Source organism: Candidatus Accumulibacter sp. ACC012 (assembly GCF_907163155.1).
GTDB lineage: Bacteria > Pseudomonadota > Gammaproteobacteria > Burkholderiales > Rhodocyclaceae > Accumulibacter > Accumulibacter delftensis.
Window position 1 is genome coordinate 145,172 of the sequence record NZ_CAJQUC010000019.1, and the last position, 20,193, is coordinate 165,364.

Annotated in this window: 19 protein-coding genes and 1 tRNA gene; 8 read left to right on the top strand and 12 right to left on the bottom strand. The window is 63.9% G+C overall.

The genetic code is table 11. The annotated features are described in order from the left end of the window. Nucleotides 1–49 precede the first annotated feature (49 nt). The 6 genes from QZ648_RS18620 to QZ648_RS18645 all read right to left on the bottom strand — a co-directional run bounded on the left by QZ648_RS18620 (nucleotide 50) and on the right by QZ648_RS18645 (nucleotide 5,360). Entirely contained in the window at nucleotides 50–700 is a 651-nt protein-coding gene (locus QZ648_RS18620) for a 50S ribosomal protein L25/general stress protein Ctc (protein WP_291997932.1), read from the bottom strand. A 94-nt stretch (nucleotides 701–794) separates the two neighbouring features. Continuing rightward, nucleotides 795–1,745, bottom strand: coding sequence for a ribose-phosphate pyrophosphokinase (locus tag QZ648_RS18625; protein ID WP_169065162.1), 951 nt, complete (start codon nucleotides 1,743–1,745; stop codon nucleotides 795–797). 89 nt (nucleotides 1,746–1,834) lie between these two features. Further along, a tRNA-Gln gene (locus QZ648_RS18630) sits at nucleotides 1,835–1,911 on the bottom strand. Between the two features lie 103 nt (nucleotides 1,912–2,014). Continuing rightward, nucleotides 2,015–2,881, bottom strand: a complete 867-nt coding sequence (gene ispE / locus QZ648_RS18635) for a 4-(cytidine 5'-diphospho)-2-C-methyl-D-erythritol kinase (protein WP_291997933.1) — start codon at nucleotides 2,879–2,881, stop codon at nucleotides 2,015–2,017. Between the two features lie 20 nt (nucleotides 2,882–2,901). Beyond that, nucleotides 2,902–3,570, bottom strand: coding sequence for a lipoprotein insertase outer membrane protein LolB (lolB, locus tag QZ648_RS18640; protein WP_291997934.1), 669 nt, complete (start codon nucleotides 3,568–3,570; stop codon nucleotides 2,902–2,904). A gap of 14 nt (nucleotides 3,571–3,584) precedes the next feature. Next, complete coding sequence (locus tag QZ648_RS18645) at nucleotides 3,585–5,360, bottom strand: tetratricopeptide repeat protein (protein ID WP_291997935.1); 1,776 nt, start codon at nucleotides 5,358–5,360, stop codon at nucleotides 3,585–3,587. 97 nt (nucleotides 5,361–5,457) lie between these two features. Here QZ648_RS18645 and mutM point away from each other — a divergent pair, with 97 nt between their 5' ends. Together mutM and QZ648_RS18655 are read left to right on the top strand one after the other, a co-directional pair. Next, on the top strand, nucleotides 5,458–6,285 hold the full coding sequence (mutM, locus tag QZ648_RS18650; protein ID WP_169065158.1) for a bifunctional DNA-formamidopyrimidine glycosylase/DNA-(apurinic or apyrimidinic site) lyase: 828 nt from the start codon (nucleotides 5,458–5,460) through the stop codon (nucleotides 6,283–6,285). Between the two features lie 99 nt (nucleotides 6,286–6,384). Continuing rightward, on the top strand, nucleotides 6,385–8,340 hold the full coding sequence (locus QZ648_RS18655; RefSeq protein ID WP_291997936.1) for a dynamin family protein: 1,956 nt from the start codon (nucleotides 6,385–6,387) through the stop codon (nucleotides 8,338–8,340). Nucleotides 8,341–8,384: 44 nt separating this feature from the next. Here QZ648_RS18655 and miaA read toward each other — a convergent pair whose 3' ends face one another. Both miaA and mutL read right to left on the bottom strand, forming a co-directional pair. Next, nucleotides 8,385–9,290 (bottom strand): tRNA (adenosine(37)-N6)-dimethylallyltransferase MiaA, encoded by a 906-nt coding sequence (miaA, locus tag QZ648_RS18660; protein ID WP_291997937.1) that lies wholly within the window; start codon nucleotides 9,288–9,290, stop codon nucleotides 8,385–8,387. Nucleotides 9,291–9,337: 47 nt separating this feature from the next. Then, the gene (gene mutL, locus QZ648_RS18665) at nucleotides 9,338–11,221 is read right to left on the bottom strand and encodes a DNA mismatch repair endonuclease MutL (protein WP_291998015.1); all 1,884 of its coding nucleotides are present in this window, start codon (nucleotides 11,219–11,221) and stop codon (nucleotides 9,338–9,340) included. Between the two features lie 256 nt (nucleotides 11,222–11,477). On the opposite strand from mutL, the gene coaBC reads away from it, so the two are divergent. Continuing rightward, nucleotides 11,478–12,671, top strand: a complete 1,194-nt coding sequence (coaBC, locus tag QZ648_RS18670; RefSeq protein WP_291997938.1) for a bifunctional phosphopantothenoylcysteine decarboxylase/phosphopantothenate--cysteine ligase CoaBC — start codon at nucleotides 11,478–11,480, stop codon at nucleotides 12,669–12,671. Continuing rightward, nucleotides 12,671–13,135: a dUTP diphosphatase gene (gene dut, locus QZ648_RS18675; RefSeq protein WP_169065156.1), complete on the top strand. Its 465-nt coding sequence runs from the start codon at nucleotides 12,671–12,673 to the stop codon at nucleotides 13,133–13,135. Before coaBC ends, dut begins: the two co-directional genes overlap by 1 nt. Before the next feature lie 16 nt (nucleotides 13,136–13,151). On the opposite strand, the gene QZ648_RS18680 is transcribed toward dut, so the two are convergent. Further along, a complete protein-coding gene (locus tag QZ648_RS18680) occupies nucleotides 13,152–13,682 on the bottom strand; it encodes a disulfide bond formation protein B (RefSeq protein WP_291997939.1) in 531 nt (176 codons plus the stop codon). Nucleotides 13,683–13,776: 94 nt separating this feature from the next. Further along, nucleotides 13,777–14,940: a fatty acid desaturase gene (locus QZ648_RS18685; protein ID WP_169065155.1), complete on the bottom strand. Its 1,164-nt coding sequence runs from the start codon at nucleotides 14,938–14,940 to the stop codon at nucleotides 13,777–13,779. A 180-nt stretch (nucleotides 14,941–15,120) separates the two neighbouring features. Between QZ648_RS18685 and QZ648_RS18690 the strand changes: the two genes are divergently transcribed. The 4 genes from QZ648_RS18690 (at nucleotide 15,121) to QZ648_RS18705 (ending at nucleotide 17,648) form a co-directional block, all read left to right on the top strand. Continuing rightward, nucleotides 15,121–15,828, top strand: coding sequence for a winged helix-turn-helix domain-containing protein (locus tag QZ648_RS18690; RefSeq protein ID WP_169065154.1), 708 nt, complete (start codon nucleotides 15,121–15,123; stop codon nucleotides 15,826–15,828). Further along, nucleotides 15,815–17,221, top strand: coding sequence for an ATP-binding protein (locus tag QZ648_RS18695; RefSeq protein WP_169065153.1), 1,407 nt, complete (start codon nucleotides 15,815–15,817; stop codon nucleotides 17,219–17,221). Before QZ648_RS18690 ends, QZ648_RS18695 begins: the two co-directional genes overlap by 14 nt. A gap of 77 nt (nucleotides 17,222–17,298) precedes the next feature. Then, nucleotides 17,299–17,457: a hypothetical protein gene (locus tag QZ648_RS18700; protein ID WP_291997940.1), complete on the top strand. Its 159-nt coding sequence runs from the start codon at nucleotides 17,299–17,301 to the stop codon at nucleotides 17,455–17,457. Beyond that, nucleotides 17,454–17,648: a hypothetical protein gene (locus tag QZ648_RS18705; protein ID WP_291997941.1), complete on the top strand. Its 195-nt coding sequence runs from the start codon at nucleotides 17,454–17,456 to the stop codon at nucleotides 17,646–17,648. The genes QZ648_RS18700 and QZ648_RS18705 overlap by 4 nt, the downstream gene beginning before the upstream one ends. Nucleotides 17,649–17,836: 188 nt before the next feature. Here QZ648_RS18705 and QZ648_RS18710 read toward each other — a convergent pair whose 3' ends face one another. Together QZ648_RS18710 and QZ648_RS18715 are read right to left on the bottom strand one after the other, a co-directional pair. After that, entirely contained in the window at nucleotides 17,837–19,153 is a 1,317-nt protein-coding gene (locus tag QZ648_RS18710; RefSeq protein ID WP_291997942.1) for an RsmB/NOP family class I SAM-dependent RNA methyltransferase, read from the bottom strand. Next, nucleotides 19,150–20,181, bottom strand: a complete 1,032-nt coding sequence (locus QZ648_RS18715; protein ID WP_291997943.1) for a DUF3108 domain-containing protein — start codon at nucleotides 20,179–20,181, stop codon at nucleotides 19,150–19,152. Before QZ648_RS18715 ends, QZ648_RS18710 begins: the two co-directional genes overlap by 4 nt. Nucleotides 20,182–20,193 lie beyond the last annotated feature (12 nt).

Sequence of the window (20,193 nt, forward strand, 5' to 3'; positions counted from 1 at the left end):
AGCGAGTGCCGGACGGCGGCCTGGGTCTGGCTGGATGGCCGGGCTGGACCTATTCGTCCTTGCCTTCCTTGCCTTCCTTGCCTTCCTCGGTAGCGGCGCCTTCAACTTCTTCGCCTTCGACCTCGTCCTCCTCGACAACCTTGGGAGCGATGATCGAGACGACGACCTGGTCGTCGCCGGACACCACCGGCGTGACCTTGTCGGGAAAGACGAGTTCGGAAAGATGGATCGTGTCGCCCATGGCGAGATCCTTCAGGTCGACTTCGATGAATGCCGGCAGGTCTTGCGGCAGGCAGCTGACTTCGATGTCGTTGATCGCTGCGGCGACGGCACCGCCTTCAAGCTTGACGCCGGGGGCGATTTCGCCGTTCAGGAAGTGCAGCGGGATACGCTGATGGATGGCATGGGTGGCGTCTACCCGCAGGAAGTCGCAGTGCAGGACCAGCGGCTTCCAGGGGTGCACCTGGGCATCGCGCAGCAAGGCTTGCTGGCGTTTGCCATCGAGCGTGAGTGTGATAACCGACGAACGAAAACCTTCCTTGCGCAGGTTGAGCAGGATTTCGTTGTGGTCGATGTCGATCATCAGCGGATCTCTCGTGCCCCCGTAGATGATGGCCGGGACCCGGTTTTCGCGACGCAGGCGGCGGCTCGCTCCGGACCCCTGCAAAGTGCGCTCGCGCGCTTCAATTTCAAATTTCATGGACAACTCCTGGTTGAAACACAACCCCGCCCGCGACCAGGCGAGGGATGGAAAATGGTTCTGACGGCGCTCGGCGCTCGGCGCGCGCGCTGTCCTATTCGATGAACAAGGACGAAACCGAATCCTCGTTACTGATCCGACGAATCGTTTCGGCCATCACTTCGGCGACCGACAGTTGCCGGATGCGCGGCGAGTTCCGCGCGTCTTCGCGCAGCGGAATGGTGTCGGTGACGACCAACTCGTCGAGATCGGAAGCGTTGATTCGCTCGACGGCCTTGCCCGAGAGTACCGGGTGGACGCAGTAGGCGACGACGTGCCGGGCGCCATCCTCCTTGAGCGCGGTTGCCGCTTTGCACAGCGTCCCGGCGGTGTCGACCAGGTCGTCCATGATCACGCAGGTGCGTCCCTGGACTTCGCCGATGATGTTCATCACTTCTGAAACATTCGCTTTCGGGCGCCGTTTGTCGATGATCGCCAGGTCGCACTCGAGACGCTTGGCCAGCGCGCGTGCGCGCACGACGCCGCCGACGTCGGGTGAGACGACCATCAGATGGTCGAAGTTCTTCTTCCAGACATCGCCCAGCATGATCGGCAGCGAATAGATGTTATCGACCGGGATGTTGAAGAAGCCCTGGATCTGCTCGGTGTGCAGGTCCATGGTCAAGACGCGGTGTACGCCGGCAGCGGTGAGCAGGTCGGCAACCAGTTTGGCGGCGATCGGCACGCGCTCCGAGCGTACGCGTCGATCCTGGCGGGCATAACCGAAATACGGGATGGCGGCGGTGATCCGGGTAGCCGAGGCGCGCTTGAGCGCATCGACCATCACCAGTAGCTCCATCAGGTTTTCGTTGGTCGGCGCGCAGGTCGATTGCAGGATGAACACGTCCATGCCGCGCACATGCTCCTGAATCTCGACGCTTATTTCGCCGTCAGAAAAGCGACCCACCTGCGCTCGTCCGAGCGAGATGTTGAGGCGCTTGACAACGTCGGCAGCCAATGCCGGATTGGCATTGCCGGTGAACACCATCAGGCTGTCGTAGGCCATGCTGCGCTTTCCAGAGGCGCCGGTGAAGCAGCGCCGTATAAAGCAAGACGGGCAGGTAAGGACGCCTGCCCGCTTTGACAGAAATAGAGTGGCTGGGGAAGAAGGATTCGAACCTTCGAATGCCGGAATCAAAATCCGGTGCCTTGACCAACTTGGCGACTCCCCAGCTGTCGCTCGCATCGCCTGGCTGGCGAACGAGGCGCGCATTGTACCCGGGATTTCTCAGGAAAAGAAGTGCAAAAGCAATAATTCTTCTGCTTGCGCGCGCTTTATTCGCTCGCCAGCTCACGCAGGGGGTGCGCTGCGAGGCCCGCAGCGACCCAGGCGCGAAGCTTTGCAGGGATTCTTCGCAGGGCTGCCTCGGCCTGCTCGCGGCTTTCGAACTCGGCGAAAACACAGGCGCCGGAGCCGCTCATGCGGGCCGGCGCGAAGGCCGACAGGCTGGCGAGATGCTCGGCAATCACCGGATAACGGGCCGCCGCGACGGTTTCCAGGTCGTTGCTGCCGAATCCCGGCTGCCATTGCTCGACGCTGATCGGCAATGAGTCGCGCTTCAGTTCCGGGGCCGCGAAGACGGCTGCCGTGGCGACCGCCAGCGGCGGTTCGAGAACCAGGTACCAGCGCGCTGGCAGATCGACCGCTTGCAGCGTTTCACCGACCCCTTCGGCAAAAGCATTGCGACCGAAAATGAAGACCGGTACGTCGGCGCCGAGCTGCAGGCCGATTTCCTGCAACTGCTGGCGAGGCAAGCCGAGTTGCCAAAGATGGTTGAGGGCCAGCAGGACGGTCGCGGCATCCGAACTGCCGCCGCCCAGGCCGCCGCCCATGGGCAGTTGTTTCTCGATGCTGATCTCGACGCCCTTTCGGCAAGCGCTTGCCGCCTGCAGCAGGCGCGCGGCACGAACGGTGAGGTCGCTCTCCGGCGGCACGCCGGGCAGTGGTGTCGCCAGATGGATGGCGCCGTCGGCGCGCGGGGCGAAGCGCAGGCGGTCACCGTGCCCGAGAAAACGAAACAGTGTTTGCAGCAGGTGGTAGCCATCGGTGCGCCGGCCGACGACGTGCAGGAAGAGGTTCAGCTTGGCCGGCGCTGGATAGGCGCTGTGCCAATCCCAGATCTGGCCGGCGGAGGTCGTCATGGCGAAGTTTGCGCGGTTGCTCAAGGCGCCGAACTTGCCGGGGCGCGCGGCGAGAGGGGGGCGCGTAGTGGTATCAGCGGCAACCACTCGTCGATGCGCAGGCGCAGTTCAAGGAGCGCCTCGCGTTCGACGAAGAGCCGGCCAGGCAGGGCTTGTCGCTCGTCGCTGTCGTACTCGTAGGCGATGCGCCAGTCTTCGTATTGCAGGCGCAGGGGGCGGCCCAAGGCGTCGACGGCCATCGTCCCGCCCTGCGGACTCCGGCCGCGTACCCAGTCGGCCAGCTTGTCCAGGGGCAAGGGGTAGCCAAGGACGGCCTGCAGCAGCTCGTCGGCGCTGGCTGCCGTTTGCGTTTTTCCGTCAGCGCTGTTCAGGCGGGCGCCATCAGGGTTGCTGACGATTTCGGCCATGGCTTGTCCGAGGGGTGACGAGAGCAGCAGTTCATCGCTCTCTTCGGCGTGTCGCCAGTCCAGCCGGCCGCTGTGGCTTTGTCCTTCCTGGCGCAATGAAAAGCGGCCCGCCAGTGAGAAAGCCTGCAGCTCGTCGCGTTGTACGGGCGATGGCCGCTCCGCCGAGGGCGGTGCGCTACTGCAGGCGGTCAATGTGAGCAGCGCAAGAAGCAGAACGGCGGACAGCCGCACCCGCATGGCGTTGAACAACGGCCTGCCGGTAATGGCTGCGGGGTAGGGCAAGGTCAAAGTCGCAGTCAGGGCAAGAACCTCTTCCGCACTTCCTGGATCTCCGCACTTTCCGGATGCCGCTGCAGCGCCTCGTTCCAGGTGCGCTGCGCTTCGTCCGTGCGCCCGAGCATCCACAGCACTTCACCCAGGTGGGCCGCGATCTCGGCGTCGGGGCGCTGCGCATAAGCGCGCTGTAGATGGGTCAGTGCGTCTTCGAGCTCACCTTGCCGAAACAGTACCCAGCCCATGCTGTCGAGAATGAACGGGTCGTTGGGTGCCAAGTGGAGCGCCGTTTCGATCAATTGACGCGCTTCGGCCAGTCGCATATTGCGATCGGCATAGGAGTAACCAAGTGCGTTGTAAGCCTGCGCGCTTTGCGGTTGCAGCGCGATCAGCTTGCGCAGGCGCTTTTCCATCACTTCCAGGCGTCCGAGTCGCTCGGCCAGCAGTGCCGATTCGTAGAGCAGTTCAGGCTGGTCGGCTTGCTCGCCCAGTTCATGTTCCAGCAAGGCCAGCGCCGCTGCGCTCTGCTCGGCCTGGCGCAGCAGTGCCGCTTCGGCGATCAACAGTTGCACCCGCATTTGCGGGTCTCTCGCGGCTGCCGCGCTGAGTTGGCGCCTCGCCTCGTCGAGCTTGCCCTGCTGGGCAAGGATGGCGGCGCTGCGAATCTGCGCCGGTAAATAGTGTTCGCCAGGGCCGACCTGCTGATAGTAGGCCAGCGCTTCGTCGCCACGCTTGCTTTCCTCGGCGATCTGGCCAAGGTAATAGTAAGGCGCGCTCTTGTCCGGGAAGTCGAGGCTAATCAGATGTTTGAGTTGCGCCTCGGCGAGCGTCTTGTCATTTTCCTGGAGGGCGAGGATGGCGACCGGAAAGACGACATCCGGGTTGTCCGGGTAGGCTTGCAGCAACTGTTCGAACAGGCGCTTGGCCTCGGCATAGCGTTTCTCGCCAACCAGAGCACGCGCCAGATGCAGCTGCGCCTCGCGCGCGTCCGGATTCTTGGCGACGAAGCTCTGCAACGAGGCAATTGCCTCCGCCGGCGAGTTGCGGGCCAGCAGCTGCGCCTCGAGTAGCGCACCGATCTGCCAATCCGGGCGCAGGGCGAGCGCCTGCCGTACTTCCGCGAGTGCGCGGTCGTTCTCGCCGGCAGAGCTGGCGGCGACGGCGACCGCGTAATGCGCTTCGGGAAGCCTTGGAAAGCGCTCGCCGATGGCGCTGATCAGTTGCAGAACGGCCTTCCGGTCCGCGCTGCGCGCAAACATCCGATTGAGCGCCAGCAGATTGCCGGGGAGTGCCGGCTGGTCGGCCGCGAGCATGTCGATCAAGCGGGGTGCCAGGCCGTTCAGCTGATTGGTCAGCACCAGCACGCCGACCAGCACCTGCTGTGCACGTTTCGAGTCCGGCTCGACTTGCACCCACAAGCGCGCGAGTTTGACAACGCGCTCGAAGCGGCGCGCATAACCGGCGACCTCGATGGCTCTTTCGAGGACTTTGGGGTCGCGCGTGCGCATTGCCAGGTCGGCGTAGGCCTGGCTGGCAAACTCTATCTGGCCGCGCTGCAAGGCGACTTCGGCCAGCAGTACCTGATAGACGATCTGGCCGGTCAGTTCCTTGGTGTCGGTGGCCTCGGGATGCGCTGCGAGCGTCTGTGGCAAAGCACTCTGTGGCGTGCGCTTGCTGGCCTTGTTCTGCTGCGTTGCTTTGTCCTGCTTGCCGGCTGCTGTTTCGTCGGCAGCCTGGGCGGGCATGGCGAGGGCCAGCGACAGGGTGGCGCAGAGGAGATTGCTGGTGATCGGTTTCATGGTTTCCTTGCTGGCTGCAAACACTTGCAGGAGCTGACGGGGGAGATTGCGTCATAATTCCTGCTGCGCATGTTATGGACTTTTCGGGGTAGCAGCAATGCCGGAACTACCAGAGGTTGAAGTGAGTCGCCAGGGATTGCTTCCATATTTGCCTGGGCGATGCCTGGTCGGGGCCATCGTGCGCACGCCGAAGCTGCGTCACGAGATTCCGCTCGGACTCGATGCGCGGCTGGCCGGCCTGCGTATTGATGCCATTCTACGGCGCGGCAAGTATCTGCTGCTCGACTGCGCAAGCAGTCGCGGCGGCGGCTGGTTGCTGATTCACCTCGGCATGTCGGGCAGTTTGCGCCTGGTGCCGCCGGGGACGCCAGCGCAGAGGCACGATCACGTGGACCTGGTATTCCAGCATACCGTTCTGCGCCTGCGCGACCCGCGCCGCTTCGGCGCCCTGCTCTGGCACGAAGGTACCGACGTCGAAGCGCACCCGGCGCTCGCCGCGCTGGGCCGGGAGCCGCTGGCCGATGGCTTTTGCGGCGAGTGGCTCTACGCAGTCACTCGCGGGCGGCGGGTGGCGGTGAAGCCGCTGCTGATGGACAGTCATCTGGTCGTTGGTATTGGCAATATCTATGCTGCCGAAAGCCTTTTTCGCGCCGGTATTTCACCCCTGCGGCGTGCCGGCCGGATCAGCCTGCAGCGCTACCGAGTCTTGGCGGAGGCGATTCGTGCGACGCTTGCGGCATCGATCGCTGCGGGCGGCAGTACGGTCCGCGACTACGTGCATAGCGATGGCGGTGCCGGTTGCTTCCAGCTTTCGTGCGCGGTCTATGATCGCCAGGCCGAGCCCTGCCTGGTCTGTGCGACGCCGATACGCGTGCTCCGTCAGGCTGGCCGTTCGAGCTTCTACTGCCCGGCCTGCCAGCGTTGACCGCCGCCGCTTCCTGCCTCGCTCGACTGCTATGCCATGTCACTGATTGCTCTGCCTTTTGTGATAGAGTCAAAACTTTCTCCTGTGCCGGGACTGGCCATGACGCTTGCTGACAATCTTGCCGCCTATAGCGAATGGCGTTCCGAGCTCTCGCAACGGCTCGCCAGGTTTTCCGGCTGGCTGGTCGAGAACGAACTTACCGACGCCCAGACCGATCGACGAATCTCGCTATTGCTCGACAAACTGCGTGAAGATCGCCTGCATGTAGCCTTCGTCGCCGAGTTCTCGCGCGGCAAGTCGGAACTGATCAACGCCATCTTTTTTGCCGATTACGGCAATCGCATTCTGCCCTCGACCGCCGGTCGCACGACGATGTGCCCGACCGAGCTGATGTTCGACGCCAGCAAGCCGGCGTCGATCGAACTGCTGCCGATCGCTAGCCGCGAGTCCAATACCAGTATCAGCGAGTACAAGCGCTTTCCCGATGAGTGGTCCGTCGTACCTCTCGACACCGCTTCGGCGGGGGCGATGCAGGAGGCGCTTCGGCAGGTCAGCGAAGTTATCCGCGTCGATCGTAAGGTCGCCGAACGCCTTGGCTTCTCGATCGTGGACGGTGATACGGCTGTCTTTCGCATTAGTCAGGATGGTAGCGTCGAGATCCCCCGCTGGCGGCACGCGCTCATCAACTTCCCGCACCCGCTGCTGCAGCAAGGGCTGGTGATTCTCGACACGCCGGGTCTGAACGCGATCGGTACCGAGCCGGAGCTGACCTTGTCGCTGCTTCCCAACGCGCATGCCGTGCTCTTCATCCTGGCCGCTGACACCGGTGTCACGCAGTCGGATCTGACGGTCTGGCGCGAACACATCGGCACGCCGGGTGGCCGCAAGAAAGGGCGCATCGTTGTTCTGAACAAGATTGACAGCCTGTGGGACGAACTCAAGTCGCAGCAAGAGATCGATGCGGAAATCAGCCGACAGGTCGAAACTTGTGCATGGACGCTGGATTTGCCGGAAAACCAGATTTTTCCCGTTTCCGCCCAGAAAGCGCTGCTCGCCAAGATCAACGACGATCAGCCCTTGCTCGAGCGCAGTCGCGTGTCCGAGCTCGAGCGCGCGCTGACCGACGAGCTGATTCCGGCCAAGCAGGAAATCGTTCGCGACAATACCGAAAGCGAGTTCGCCGATTGCTACCAGCGCACGCGCAGTCTGCTCGACTCGCGCCTGCTTGGCTTGCGCGAACAACTCGTCGAGCTCACCGAGCTGCGCGGCAAGAACAAGGGCGTTGTCGAGTACATGATGGGCAAGGTGCGTCATGAGAAGGAGGAGTTCGAGAGTGGCTTGCAGCGCTACTACGCGGTGCGCAGCGTCTTTTCACAGCTGACCAACAAGCTCTTTGCGCACCTCGGTGTCGACCCGCTGCGCTTGCTGACCAATCACACGCGTGAAACGATGGTTGCGGCGACTTTCTCGAAGACGCTATCCACAGCGATGGCGCATTTTTTTGAGGCGGCGCGTGACAACCTCCGCAGATCGCGTGGCGAGGTTGCGGAAATCACGACCATGATGGAAGTCATCTACAAGAAGTTTGCCGTCGAGCATGGCCTGAAGCTGGGGACGCCGATCGCGTTTTCGCTGCGCCGCTACGAAAAGGAAATCGATCGCCTCGACCAGTGGTGCAATACCCACATCAACACCATGTTCCAGTTGCTGACTCACGAAAAGTCGCAGCTCACGCAGCGCTTCTTCGAGGAGGTTGCGGTACAGGTGCGGAAAACCTTTGAGCATGCCAATCGTGATGCCGAGTCATGGCTGAAGGCGATCATGGCGCCGATGGAGATTCAGATTCGTGAGCATCAGATCCAGCTGAAGCGCCGGCTGGAGAGCATCAAGCGCATTCACCAGGCGACCGACACGCTGGAAGAACGTATCGAAGAACTGGTTCACGTCGAGAATGGCCTGGTGTCGCAAAAGCAGGCGCTCACCGAAATCGGCACTGGGGTTGGTGACGTCCTGCGGCGGGCGGTAAGCATAGAGGAAGTGCGCAGCGCGGCGTGAGCAGCATGCGTCGCCGACCCCAGCACATGCCGTATCCATCCCCCTCAGCGCAGAATGTCGCCGAGCAGCTGCGCGACGCGCTCTTCGGCGTCGGCCGCGAGGCAGTCGACGATCTCTGAGCGCAGCGTGTTCCTGAGCCAGGTGATCTGGCGTTTGGCCAGCTGGCGAGTGGCAAAGATGCCGCGGTCGCGCAACTCGCGGCGTGGCAGCAGGCCATCCTGTACTTCCCACACCTGCCGATAGCCGACACAGCGCATCGACGGTAGCGCCGCGTGCAAGAGGTAGCGCTCGCGCAACATGGCCACTTCCGCTTCCAGGCCGGCGGCCAGCATCGCAGAAAAGCGTTCGGCGATGCGCTGGTGCAGGACGGCGCGTTCGGACGGCAGCAGGCCGATGGCCGTGAACTGGTAAGCCGTGCTCTGCTTCTCGCCCGCGGCGAGCAGAGTCGACAGCGGTCGACCGCTCAAGCGGAATACTTCCAGTGCCCGCTGGATGCGCTGTGCATCGGTCGTGTGCAGGCGCGCTGCCGTCGCCGGGTCGATCGTTGCCAGTTCGGCGTGCAGCGCTGGCCAGCCGCGTAGTGCGGCTTCGCGGTCTATCTCTGCGCGCGTGGCTGGATCGGCCTGCGGCAGTTCGGCCAAGCCTTCGAGCAGTGCCCTGAAGTAGAGCATGGTGCCGCCGACGAGCAGCGGCACGCGTCCACGCGCGCTGATCTCGGCCATCGCCGCCAGGGCGTCGGTACGGAAGCGCGCCGCCGAGTAGACTTCGGTCGGCGGAATCAGGTCGATCAGCTGATGTGGAAATTCGGCCAGGGTCGCGGCGTCGGGCTTGGCGGTACCGATATTCATGTCGCGAAAGACCTGCGCCGAATCGACGCTGATCAGCTCCACCGGGAAGCGCCGTGCGAGAGCCATGGCCACTGCCGTCTTGCCGCTGGCGGTCGGCCCCATCAGCAGGATCGCCGGCGGTCGCTGATCGCCACTTCCTGCGCACACGCTCAGCGGCCGCGCAGGAAGTGGCGGTCGAGCTCGGCCATGCTCAGCTGCGTCCAGGTCGGACGGCCGTGATTGCACTGGTCGCCCCGTTCGGTTTCCTCCATTTGCCGGAGCAGGGCATTCATTTCGGCGATCGACAGAAGGCGGCGGGCGCGCACGGCGCCGTGGCAGGCCATGCTGGCGAGGAACTCGTTACGGCGTGCGGTGAGCAGCTGGCTGACGCCGTGCTCGCGCAGCTCGCCGAGTAGCGAGCGCGCCAGGCTTGCCGGGTCGGCGCCCTGCAGCAGCGCCGGAACGCGTCTGACGGCGAGCTGACGAGGGCCCAGCGGCGCCAGTTCGAAGCCGAGCTGCTGCAGCGCGTCGGCGTGCTCCTCGGCGGTGGCGACGTCCACCGCTGCGGCGCTGAAAACCGCTGGAATCAGCAGCGCCTGGGTGGCTACTTGCTGATCGGCGAGCGCCAGCTTCAGCTTCTCGTAGAGGATGCGTTCATGGGCGGCGTGCATGTCAACGACCACCAGGCCCTGGCTGTTCTGCGCCAGGATATAGACGCCGTGCAGTTGCGCGAGGGCATAGCCGAGTGGCGGGCCGCCGGTCTCCGGGGCAGGGGGGTCGGCTAAGGTGCCGGGCAGGCTGTCGGCCGGCGGCTGCGCCGTGCCGACGAAGGCGAGGTAGGCGTTGGCGCTGCCAGCCGTGCCGGGGGGGCGCGGCTCACCGACGTGCAGCGAACCCTGATACGGAAGCCGGGCCCCGTATGAGGATTCGCCGCTGGCCGGTGCGCTCGGGTCCGTTGGTCCTTGGGGCCAGCGAGATTGTTCGGTCCAGGGCGCTGGCTGCGCTGCAGCGCTGGCCGTGGTGGCCAGGGGACTGCCCAGCAGACGCTGCACGGCGTGAAAGACGAACTGATGTACGGCGCGCGCATCACGGAAGCGGACTTCGGTTTTCTGGGGATGCACATTGACGTCGACCGTCGCCGGGTCGATGGTCAGGAAGACGCAGTAGGCCGGGTAACGGCTGCCGTGCAGCTGATCCTGGTAGGCCTCGCGTAGCGCATGCAGCAACAGCTTGTCGCGCACGAAGCGGCCGTTGACGTAGCAATACTGGGCGTCATTGCGTGCTCGCGAGTAGGCCGGCAGGGCGCAGAAGCCGGTGACGCGTAGCGCTCCGGCGCGTACGTCGAGTGGCCGTGACTCGGCCAGGAAGTCATCCCCGAGGATCGCCCCGACACGGCCGCGGGCGTCGCTTTTCTTCAGGTGCAGGCTGACGCGGCCATTGTGCGACAGGGTGAAAGCGACCTCCGGGTGCGCCAGCGCAATGCGCTTGACGGCCTCGGCGCAATGCGCGAATTCGGTGGCGTCGGATTTGAGGAATTTTCGGCGAGCCGGCGTGTTGTAGTAGAGGTCGCGCATTTCGACCACCGTGCCGGCGAGCAGCGCGGCTGGCTCGGGTGCCGCCCCCGGCTCGGCGCTGAGCCGCCAGGCGTGCGCTGCTGCGCTGCCGTCGCCGTGCTTGCCACGCTCGCCGTGATCATCGATAGCGGTGCGCCTACGGCTGGTCAGCGTGACTCGCGCGACACCGGCGACCGAAGCCAGCGCTTCGCCACGAAAACCGAGCGTGCCGACGCGTTCGAGATCTTCGAGCGAGCCGATTTTCGAGGTCGCGTGGCGGGTGAGGGCGAGAGCCAGTTCGTCGCGCGCGATGCCGGCACCGTCGTCGCTGACGCGGATCAGCTTGACGCCGCCTTCTTCGAGCTGGATTTGAATCGTCGAACTGCCCGCGTCGAGTGCGTTTTCAAGCAACTCCTTGAGCGCTGAAGCGGGTCGGTCGACAACTTCGCCGGCGGCGATCTGGCTGATCAGCAGATCGGGCAGCCGCTGGATGGCGGTCATTGCCGGTGTGGCGGGTGTGGCGGGTGTGGCAGGTGTGGCGAGCATGGGCCGATTATCCCACGCCTGCCGGGACGGAAGTGAATCGCCCGCCCGCTCGCTCCGGCTACGCAGCGGCGGGCTGATCGACTGATTGGCACGCAGCGTAGTGATAACAGCCGGGGGCGGCTATTGCTGCCGGGCGGTGGCGCACCTCGGGGCGATCTTCTCCAGTAGAATGTGCCGCCAAGCAATCCCAATCAGATCAAGAGCACAGCGCATGGAACTCGCAGGAAAACGCATCGTCCTCGGCGTCACTGGCGGCATCGCCGCCTACAAGGCGGCAGAATTGCTCCGCCTGCTGATAAAGGAGGGCGCCAGCGTGCAGGTAGTGATGAGTGAGGCGGCGACGCATTTCGTCACCCCGGTCACTTTTCAGGCGCTGTCCGGCCAGCCGGTCTTTACTGACCAATGGGATGCGCGGGTGGCCAACAACATGGCGCACATCGACCTCTCGCGGGCAGCCGACCTGCTCCTGGTTGCTCCCGCATCAGCCGATTTTCTCGCCAAGCTGGCCAATGGTCTGGCCGACGATTTGCTCACCACTCTGGTGCTGGCGCGCGACTGCCCCTTGCTGGTGGCGCCGGCCATGAACCGGCAAATGTGGGAAAACCCGGCCACCGTGCGCAACGTCGCCACCCTGCGCGGCGACGGCGTGCTCATCGTTGGTCCGGGCAGTGGCGACCAGGCCTGTGGCGAAAGCGGTCCGGGGCGAATGCTGGAAGCGGAAGAAATCCGCGACGCGCTGGTCGCCTACTTGCAACCGAAGCTGCTGGCCGGCAAGCGGGTACTGCTCACCGCCGGGCCGACTTTCGAGGCCATCGACCCGGTGCGCGGCATCACCAACCTGTCGAGCGGCAAGATGGGCTATGCCATCAGCCGCGCAGCGCACGAGGCGGGGGCGCAGGTGACGCTGGTTTCCGGGCCCGTCGCTCTCGCTTGTCCGGCGGGAGTCAGGCGCGTTTCCGTGAGCAGCGCCTTGCAGATGCACGCGGCGGTGCACGCGCTGGTTGCCGAGAACGACGTTTTCATCGCCGTGGCGGCCGTCGCCGACTACCGGCCGGCACAGGTCGTCGGGCAGAAAATCAAGAAGCGCCTGCAGGCCTCGCCGCCGACCATCGAGCTGGTCGCCAATCCGGACATTCTCGGCGAAATCGCTGCCTTGCCTTCGCCGCCTCTGTGCGTGGGTTTTGCCGCCGAAAGTGAGAATCTGCCCGCGTACGCGGAAAGCAAGCGGCGCAGCAAGAAGATCCCGTTGATCGTCGGCAACCTCATCCAGGACGGCTTTGCTGGCGACCGCAACACGCTGATTCTGTTTGACGACGACGGCCAGCATCCGCTCGCCCCAGCAGCAAAGATTGACCTCGCGCGGCAACTCGTGGCACGCATCGCGCAGTTGTTGGAGAAGAGGTGATGAACGGCACAGGCGAGCTGTCGGTGGACGTCAAACTGCTCGACCCGCGGCTGGGCGATGCGCCGCCGCAATACGCCAGCGGCGGCGCGGCCGGACTGGATCTGCGCGCCTGTATCGCCGCCCCGATAGAAATCAAGCCGGGCGAAACGGTGCTGATTCCGACCGGCATGGCGATTCATCTTGCCGATCCCGGTCTGGCGGCGATGATCCTGCCGCGTTCGGGGCTTGGTCACAAACACGGGATAGTCCTTGGCAATCTGGTTGGCCTGATCGATTCCGACTATCAAGGCGAGCTGATGGTGTCGACCTGGAACCGCGGCAGCGAAGCCTTCACCCTGCAACCGCTCGAGCGCCTGGCGCAACTGGTGGTTGTCCCGGTCTTGCGGGTGGCGTTCAACGTCGTCGAGGATTTTGCCGCCAGTTCGCGCGGCGAAGGCGGTTTCGGCAGCACCGGCCGCTCCTGAACGAGCGGCGCGGCCCTCAGGGCCGTTGGCCCTTGCTGACCAGTTGCGCGGCAGCGACCATGACAGCAAGGAAGCAGACGATCGACCAGTTGGCCATCGACAGGCCGAGAAAAACCCAGTCCTTGCTCGAGCAGAAGCCGGTGGCCAGGAAGAGGTCGGGCCAGCGCACGCCGAACCAGTTGACGATCTGCTCGATCACGGTCGGCTCGCCAAACCCGCAGGCCATGCTGCTTTCTGGATTCTGCTGCAGCCAGGTCTGATAGGCGGCGGTGCCCAGTCCGCCGCTAGCGGTCAAGCCGACCAGCACTCCCCAGGCGCGCCACCAGCCGGGAAGGAGCACGCCGCACAGGGCAAGGCAGGCGATCAGCAGATAGAGCAGACGCTGAAAGATGCACAAGGGGCAGGGCTGTAGTTTCATCAGTTCGCCGATGAGCAGCCCGGCGCCGGTCAGCCCGACCGCAAACAGGGCTAATAGGCCGAAACAGGCCCGCAGCGAGAGACGCATCGGGCTTGTTGGGTTAATGTGAAAGTCGCGCAAGCGACTCACGAAACTCCCTTCTCCCCCTGCGGGAGAAGGGTCTGGGGAAGAGGGAAACGGTCATGACTTTCATGATCCGCGGTATCTCGACATGTCATGACCGTCAGGCCGGAACGTAGCTGCGCAGACGCATCGACAGTTCCTGCAACTGGCGGACCCCCGAGTTTTCGGCGCGTTCGCACCAGTCCTGCAGCGCCTTGAGCAGATGCTCGCGCGAAGCATTCGAACGCTCCCAGACCGCCACCAACTCCTCGCGCATGGCGTAGAGCGTGTGCAGCGCACGGCTCTCGCCGCGCAGCAATTCCAGCCGCGCGCGCAATTCCTGCGGGACGTCGCCGGCATGTTCGGCCAGCCAGGGCTTGAGGCCCTTGAAACGACTGCGGTCCTGGCGCTTGCTAACTTCCTCGTGGTAGACCTGCTTCAGTGACTGGGTGTAGCGTGAGATGACGTCATAACGGTTGGTGATTACCGCCTGCAAGGTGTCGAGGTCGACCACCGGCCGCAGCGTTCCCAGCCGAGGTCTCGGTGCCACTTTCTTGACCTGGGCCAGGCCAAGCGCCGCAAGAATGCTGATATAGAGCCAGCCGATGTCGAATTCGTACCAGCGATACGACAGCTTGGCCGAGGTCGGGAAAGCGTGATGATTGTTGTGCAGTTCCTCACCACCGATCAGGATGCCCAGTGGCGAGAGATTGGTGCTCGCGTCTTCGGTGCTGAAATTCCGATAGCCCCAGAAATGGCCGAGGCCATTGATCACGCCGGCCGCCCAGAAGGGAATCCAGGCCACTTGCACGGCCCACATCAGTGGTCCGGCAAGAACGCCGAAGACGGCGGTGTCGATGGCCAGCAAGATCACCACGCCGAGTTTGTGCCACGGTGAGTAGAGGTGATTCTCGAGCCAGTCGTTGGGTGTTCCATGACCGTAACGTTGCAGGGTCTCGGTATTTCTGGCCTCCTTGACGTACAGAAACACCCCCGTCCACAGGACCCGATGGATGCCGTACACCTGGGGACTGTGCGGATCCTCGGCGGTTTCGCATTTGCCATGGTGCTTGCGATGGATAGCCGCCCACTCCTTGGTTACCATCCCCGTCGTCAGCCACAGCCAGCAACGGAAGAAATGCGCCACCAGCGGATGCAGGTCGAGCGCGCGATGCGCTTGATGGCGGTGCAGGAAGATGGTTACCGAGGCAATGGTGACGTGGGTCAAGGCCAGCGTTGCCAGCACGTAGGCCCACCAAGGCCAGTCGACGATTCCAGCGTACATTGAACACCCTCAAAATCACGAACCTGCGATTGTAAGGCAATAAGTGCGCTCAGCAAAACGGGCGCACGCATGCCGGAAGGCGCCCTGTTCCGGCCATGGATGGCCGCTGTCTGTCGGCTGTTTCGGCGTTGATCGCCAGCATGCATTTGTTCGCCACCAACAACCCGCTATCATTGCGCCATGAAGACACGAATCCTGTTGGTCGAGGACGATGAGCGCCTCGCCGAACTCACTGCCGAGTACCTGCGCAAGAATGATCTCGAAGTGCTTGTCGAGGGACATGGCAACTCTGCCGAGGCACGCATCCTCGCCGAGCGCCCGGATCTGGTGATTCTCGACGTCATGTTGCCGGGCAAGGACGGCTTCGAGATCTGTCGTGCCGTGCGGGCGCGTTACCAGGGGGTGATCCTGATGCTGACCGCACGTGATGAGGATTTCGACCAGATCCTTGGCCTGGAACTGGGAGCCGACGACTACATCGCCAAGCCGGTGCAGCCGCGTCTGTTGCTGGCCAGGATCAAGGCGCTGTTGCGCCGTTCGCCGGTCAGCGCTGGCGGCGCCGACGCGCGCAGACCCGCCGAACTCACTTTTGGCAGCTTTCATATCAGCCAGGCAACACGCACCGCCTGTTTGGGGGCGGACTGCATCGACCTGACCACCGCCGAGTTCGACCTGCTGTGGTTGCTTGCCCGCCACGCCGGCAGCGTTCTGTCTCGCGACGATTTGTTGCAGGAACTGCGTGGCATCGGTTTTGACGGCCTTGACCGTTCCATCGACGCGCGTATTTCGCGCCTGCGCCGCAAGCTCGGCGACGACCCCGAGAACCCGACACGGATCAAGACCGTCCGCGGCAAAGGCTACCTGTTCAGCAAGCATGATTGGCAATAGCAGCAAACTGCTGTCGATCCTCGCGCCGTACACGCCGGCGCCCTGGCGCGAGCGCTACAGCCTGGCGCGGCTGTTCTTCAACTTCTACCTGCTGGTGATGGGTTCGTTCGTGGCCATTGCCATCTTCGCTGATTTTGTCATTTCGACAGCGGTGAAGGGCATTACCGACGATTACACCAGCCGCTTCATGCAGGGCACCATTGTTCTGATCGAAGACGAACTGTTCCGCAAACCGCGTTCAAAATGGCCGCAGGCGATCGCTGCGCTTGACCAGAAGTTTGCCTATCGGCTCGATATCGTCGAGCGCTGGACGCTGCATCTGCCGCCGAAACAGGCCGAGAAGCTCGACAACGGCGAGTTGGCGATCGATGCTCAGGGCGACATCCTCTATCATCGACTCAAGCAGAGCTCACAGGTCCTCGTCGTCGGCCCGATCTCGCCGGACCGCAATCCCCAGTACCACCGCGGCATGCCGCTCGACCTGCGCATCAGTCTGCTGACCTGGAGCCTGATTGGCGTCTGTCTGGCGATTGTCGTCTGGCTCTGGGTGCACCCCGTTTGGCGCGACCTGGAAGCCATGCGCCAGACCGCACGGGCTCTGGGCGAGGGGCTTTTCGAAGCACGTGCGCCAACGATGCGCAGCAGCGCTTTCGGGCCGCTCGCCGAGACCCTCAACGGCATGGCCGAACGCATCCAGCGGCTGATTGCCACGCAGAAAGACTTGTCGAGTGCCATTTCGCACGAGTTGCGCACGCCCATCGCGCGCATCCGCTTCGCCCTCGAGATGCTGGCAGGCTCCGAAGTGCCGGCCGATCGCGAGCGCCTGTGGCGCTTGATGGAAGCGGACCTCGATGAACTCGACGGCCTGATCGACGCCAGTCTGACCTATGCGCGTTTCGGCCGTGAACAACCCGATCTGCAGCTCACCGCCGTTGACTTGGGGACATGGCTTGACGAGCAGGTGGAGAGCAGCCGCTTGCTGGAAGGAAAGCTCGACCTGCAGGTCGATACCGCGACTTTGCCGTCGATGCTCTACGTCGAGCTCGATCGCCGGACGATGCCGCACGCGATTTCAAATCTGCTGCGCAACGCCATGAAGTATGCGCAAGGGAAAATCCGGGTCAGCGCACAGGTGCTCGGCGAGCAAATCCTGGTGCATGTCGACGACGACGGCATCGGTATCCCGGCGGACGAGCGCGAAAGGGTCTTCTCGCCCTTCACACGCCTCGACCGATCGCGTGATCGGTCGACCGGCGGTTACGGTCTCGGGCTGGCCATCGTGCAGTTGGTCATGGAGCAACACCACGGCCAGGCCAGCGCCGCGGAGTCGCCGCTTGGCGGCGCCCGCTTCACCCTTGCCTGGCCGCTGTCACAAAACGTCACTGAAAGCTGACGCAATGCCTGCAGACGAGTCGGCTGCGCATCCCTATCATCGGCGGCTGTTCCTGGATTACGAAAAAGGAAGGCCAAATGAACGAATTCAAGCTCAGCTACGAGCAGTTCTTCGCCGCGACGCGTCAGCATTTCTTCGCTTGCGAAGCCGCTTGCGCGTGCCACGTGGGCATTGATGAGGTTGTTTATGCGGCCGCTTGCAGCGAGACGCAGCAGCACGCGCCAGCCGGTAATTGATCGCTTTGGCTGTTCCTCCCGTCTCTGTCCCGATTGCCGAAGGCGTCGGTATCTTCGTCGGGATCGTCGCCTGGGATGTGCTCAGCGCTGGCGAAATGGAACTGCTCAAGGCCTTGCTGATCTCCGCCGGAGGTACTGCGGTCTGGTACTGCGCACGTTGCTGGCAGTACAGTCGTCGCAAACGGCGTTGAATGCTTGGTGGTCGACGTCCCCTGCTGCTGCACGCGCCGGCCAGGCTGATCATCAGCGATTCGCTCTGCAGCGGGTTGATACGAAAGCTGCAACCCTAGACACCTCCCTGCCGCCCATCATCTGAAGATGGGCTTTTCATCCCGCACTGTTCAAGCTGCGGGATTTTTTTGCGCGCCCGGTTTACCACTCACTCACTCACTCGCCGTTCCATTGCCGCGGCATAGAAGGCATCGGTACCGTGGCGGTGCGGCAGCAAGCGTAGCTGCTCGCCGCAGTCGATGGCAATGTCCTGCTTGGCGAGGATCTCCTGGGCCGAGCAGAGGACAAACTCGGGGTGCTGCTCCAGAAATGTGCGCACGATGGCCTCGTTCTCCTGTTCGAGGAGGCTGCAAGTCGCGTAGACCAGTCGCCCGCCGGTTTTCACCAGGCTGGCGGCGGCGGATAGAATGGCCGCCTGCCTGGCGCTCAGTTCGGCGACGCTTGCCGGCGTCTGCCGCCACTTCAGGTAGGGGTTGCGGCGCAGCGTGCCGAGGCCGGAGCAGGGCGCGTCGACCAGCACGCGATCAAGCTTTCCTGCCAGACGCTTGATCTTGATGTCGCGCTCGGATTCGATGCGGACCGGATGGACGTTCGATAGTCCCGAGCGAGCCAGGCGGGGCTTCAGGCGGGCCAGCCTGTGTTCGGCAACATCGAAGGCGTAGAGCCTTCCCTGCGAGCGCATCAGGGCGCCGAGCAGCAAAGTCTTGCCACCCGCTCCGGCACAGAAGTCGGCGACCATTTCGCCACGTTTGGGTTGCAGCAGGAAGCCAAGCAGCTGACTGCCTTCGTCCTGGATTTCGATACTGCCGTCGACGAACAAGGGGTGTTGTGACAGCGCCGGCTTGCCGGCCAGGCGGATGCCATGCGGTGAATAGCGGCACACTTCGGCGCTCAGCCCGTCGGTGCGTAGTCGTTCGAGGACTTCCTCGCGTCCGCTTTTGAGGGCATTGACGCGCAGATCCAGGGGCGCCGGCTGATTGAGTCCGGCGACCAGTGGCTCGATTTCGTCGGCGGCGAATTGTTCGCTGAGCAGCGCATGCAGCCAGTCGGGCAGATCCAGGCGTACGGCCGCTGGCAGCTCGCTGACTTGCACGGCTTTCGCGTGTGCCAGCCAGTGACTCTCGGCCTCGTTCAGCACCGCTTCGAGTTCGCGCCGGTTCATGCCTTGCAGGCAGGCCAGCGCGGCGAGCAACAAGCGCCGTGAGGTCAGCTCGCCGGCGCAGCGCGCGGACAGGGAACGTTTGCGGCGCAGCACGGTGAACACCGCGTCAGCGACGAAACTGCGGTCGGCGTGGCCGAGTTCGCGATGCTGGCGGAAATAGTCGGCAACCACGCGATCGGCCGCAAACTCCGAGCGCAGCAGTTCGGAGAGCAGCTTCTGGGCATGATGGAAAATGGCCGGGGTGAAACGGGCAGGGGTAGTGCGGGCCGGACTAACTCGGGCTACGGCAGGATGCGCGCTCATGGTTCCTCGCTTAATTCGATGGACGTCGCGATTTCGACGAAAATGGCGCCTTTGTGGTCGGTATGCAGGATCTTCACCGGCAGCAGCGAACGATCGTAGGCCAGCCACAGTTCGGTTGGCGAAACGCCGCCTACCCGCAGGTGCAGCGAGCGGAAGCTTCCGGCCGGAGTCTCGACGTCCTCGTCGCCGACGACCTCGAACCGGTACTGCTCGTATTTCTTGCCGGTGGCCACGGGCATCAGGGTGCCGCTAGCCAGATCGGGAAGGAGTCCCAGCTGGTAAGGAAAGGAGAGCAGATCCTGGGCGCCAGTGCTCAGTGCTTGCGCCGGCCGCTGGCCGACGCGAACCTGCATCTGCTGCCAGTCGAACTCGGCCTGTTCGCCGGTCGCGCGGCCCTTGCGGCGGCTGCTGAATTGCTCGGGAACCAGCCCGGCAGCGGTCACCGTGCCGCGGCTTTCGAGTTCGATTCGAAAGGGTTTGAACAGCGCCACCAGACCATTGGTTTCGGTCACCGCGGTAATCCGGTAGACGCCGTCGACGACCACCCAGTCGTGCGTCGACTGGCCAATCATGAAGCCTTGATCGCCGCGGTCGACGCGGTAGTGAATCGTCCCGCGTGCCGGCAGCCGGGACGCGTCAGGCATGCCCGCGGCTGCTGCCGAAGGCGTCGCCAGTGCGAGCGGGCCGATCGCTGTCGCGGCCGGCTCGGTGCCTGGTGGCATTGACGTGCCCGTTGGTCTGCCAATTGCCGGCTCCGCGACGGCCAGCGGCGACTCGTGCGCCTTCAACACCGGAGCTGGTGCTGGCGGCGGTGCGGCGCGCGCCTGGCGGTGCTTTGCCGGTCGTTTGCTGGCGGCGGTCAGGGCGGCTTTCGGCGGCGGCTCGAGCGGCGTTTCTATCGCTGCTGCTGGTTTGAGCTCGGCGCGTAGCGGCGGTGGCTCAGGGAAAGGCGGCAAATCGAACTCCGGAGTGAAGAGCAACAAGGCATGCACGCCGAGCGAGGCCGCGATGGCGATGAGCAGGGCCATCGGCATCGCTTA

Bases quoted from the DNA above. Each gene is read 5' to 3' on its own strand.
- QZ648_RS18620 (WP_291997932.1), bottom strand. From the start codon at position 700: ATGAAATTTGAAATTGAAGCGCGCGAGCGCACTTTGCAGGGGTCCGGA.
- QZ648_RS18625 (WP_169065162.1), bottom strand. From the start codon at position 1,745: ATGGCCTACGACAGCCTGATGGTGTTCACCGGCAATGCCAATCCGGCA.
- ispE (WP_291997933.1), bottom strand. From the start codon at position 2,881: ATGACGACCTCCGCCGGCCAGATCTGGGATTGGCACAGCGCCTATCCA.
- QZ648_RS18645 (WP_291997935.1), bottom strand. From the start codon at position 5,360: ATGAAACCGATCACCAGCAATCTCCTCTGCGCCACCCTGTCGCTGGCC.
- mutM (WP_169065158.1), top strand. From the start codon at position 5,458: ATGCCGGAACTACCAGAGGTTGAAGTGAGTCGCCAGGGATTGCTTCCA.
- QZ648_RS18655 (WP_291997936.1), top strand. From the start codon at position 6,385: ATGACGCTTGCTGACAATCTTGCCGCCTATAGCGAATGGCGTTCCGAG.
- miaA (WP_291997937.1), bottom strand. From the start codon at position 9,290: ATGGGGCCGACCGCCAGCGGCAAGACGGCAGTGGCCATGGCTCTCGCA.
- mutL (WP_291998015.1), bottom strand. From the start codon at position 11,221: ATGACCGCCATCCAGCGGCTGCCCGATCTGCTGATCAGCCAGATCGCC.
- coaBC (WP_291997938.1), top strand. From the start codon at position 11,478: ATGGAACTCGCAGGAAAACGCATCGTCCTCGGCGTCACTGGCGGCATC.
- dut (WP_169065156.1), top strand. From the start codon at position 12,671: ATGAACGGCACAGGCGAGCTGTCGGTGGACGTCAAACTGCTCGACCCG.
- QZ648_RS18685 (WP_169065155.1), bottom strand. From the start codon at position 14,940: ATGTACGCTGGAATCGTCGACTGGCCTTGGTGGGCCTACGTGCTGGCA.
- QZ648_RS18690 (WP_169065154.1), top strand. From the start codon at position 15,121: ATGAAGACACGAATCCTGTTGGTCGAGGACGATGAGCGCCTCGCCGAA.
- QZ648_RS18695 (WP_169065153.1), top strand. From the start codon at position 15,815: ATGATTGGCAATAGCAGCAAACTGCTGTCGATCCTCGCGCCGTACACG.
- QZ648_RS18700 (WP_291997940.1), top strand. From the start codon at position 17,299: ATGAACGAATTCAAGCTCAGCTACGAGCAGTTCTTCGCCGCGACGCGT.
- QZ648_RS18710 (WP_291997942.1), bottom strand. From the start codon at position 19,153: ATGAGCGCGCATCCTGCCGTAGCCCGAGTTAGTCCGGCCCGCACTACC.
- QZ648_RS18715 (WP_291997943.1), bottom strand. From the start codon at position 20,181: ATGGCCCTGCTCATCGCCATCGCGGCCTCGCTCGGCGTGCATGCCTTG.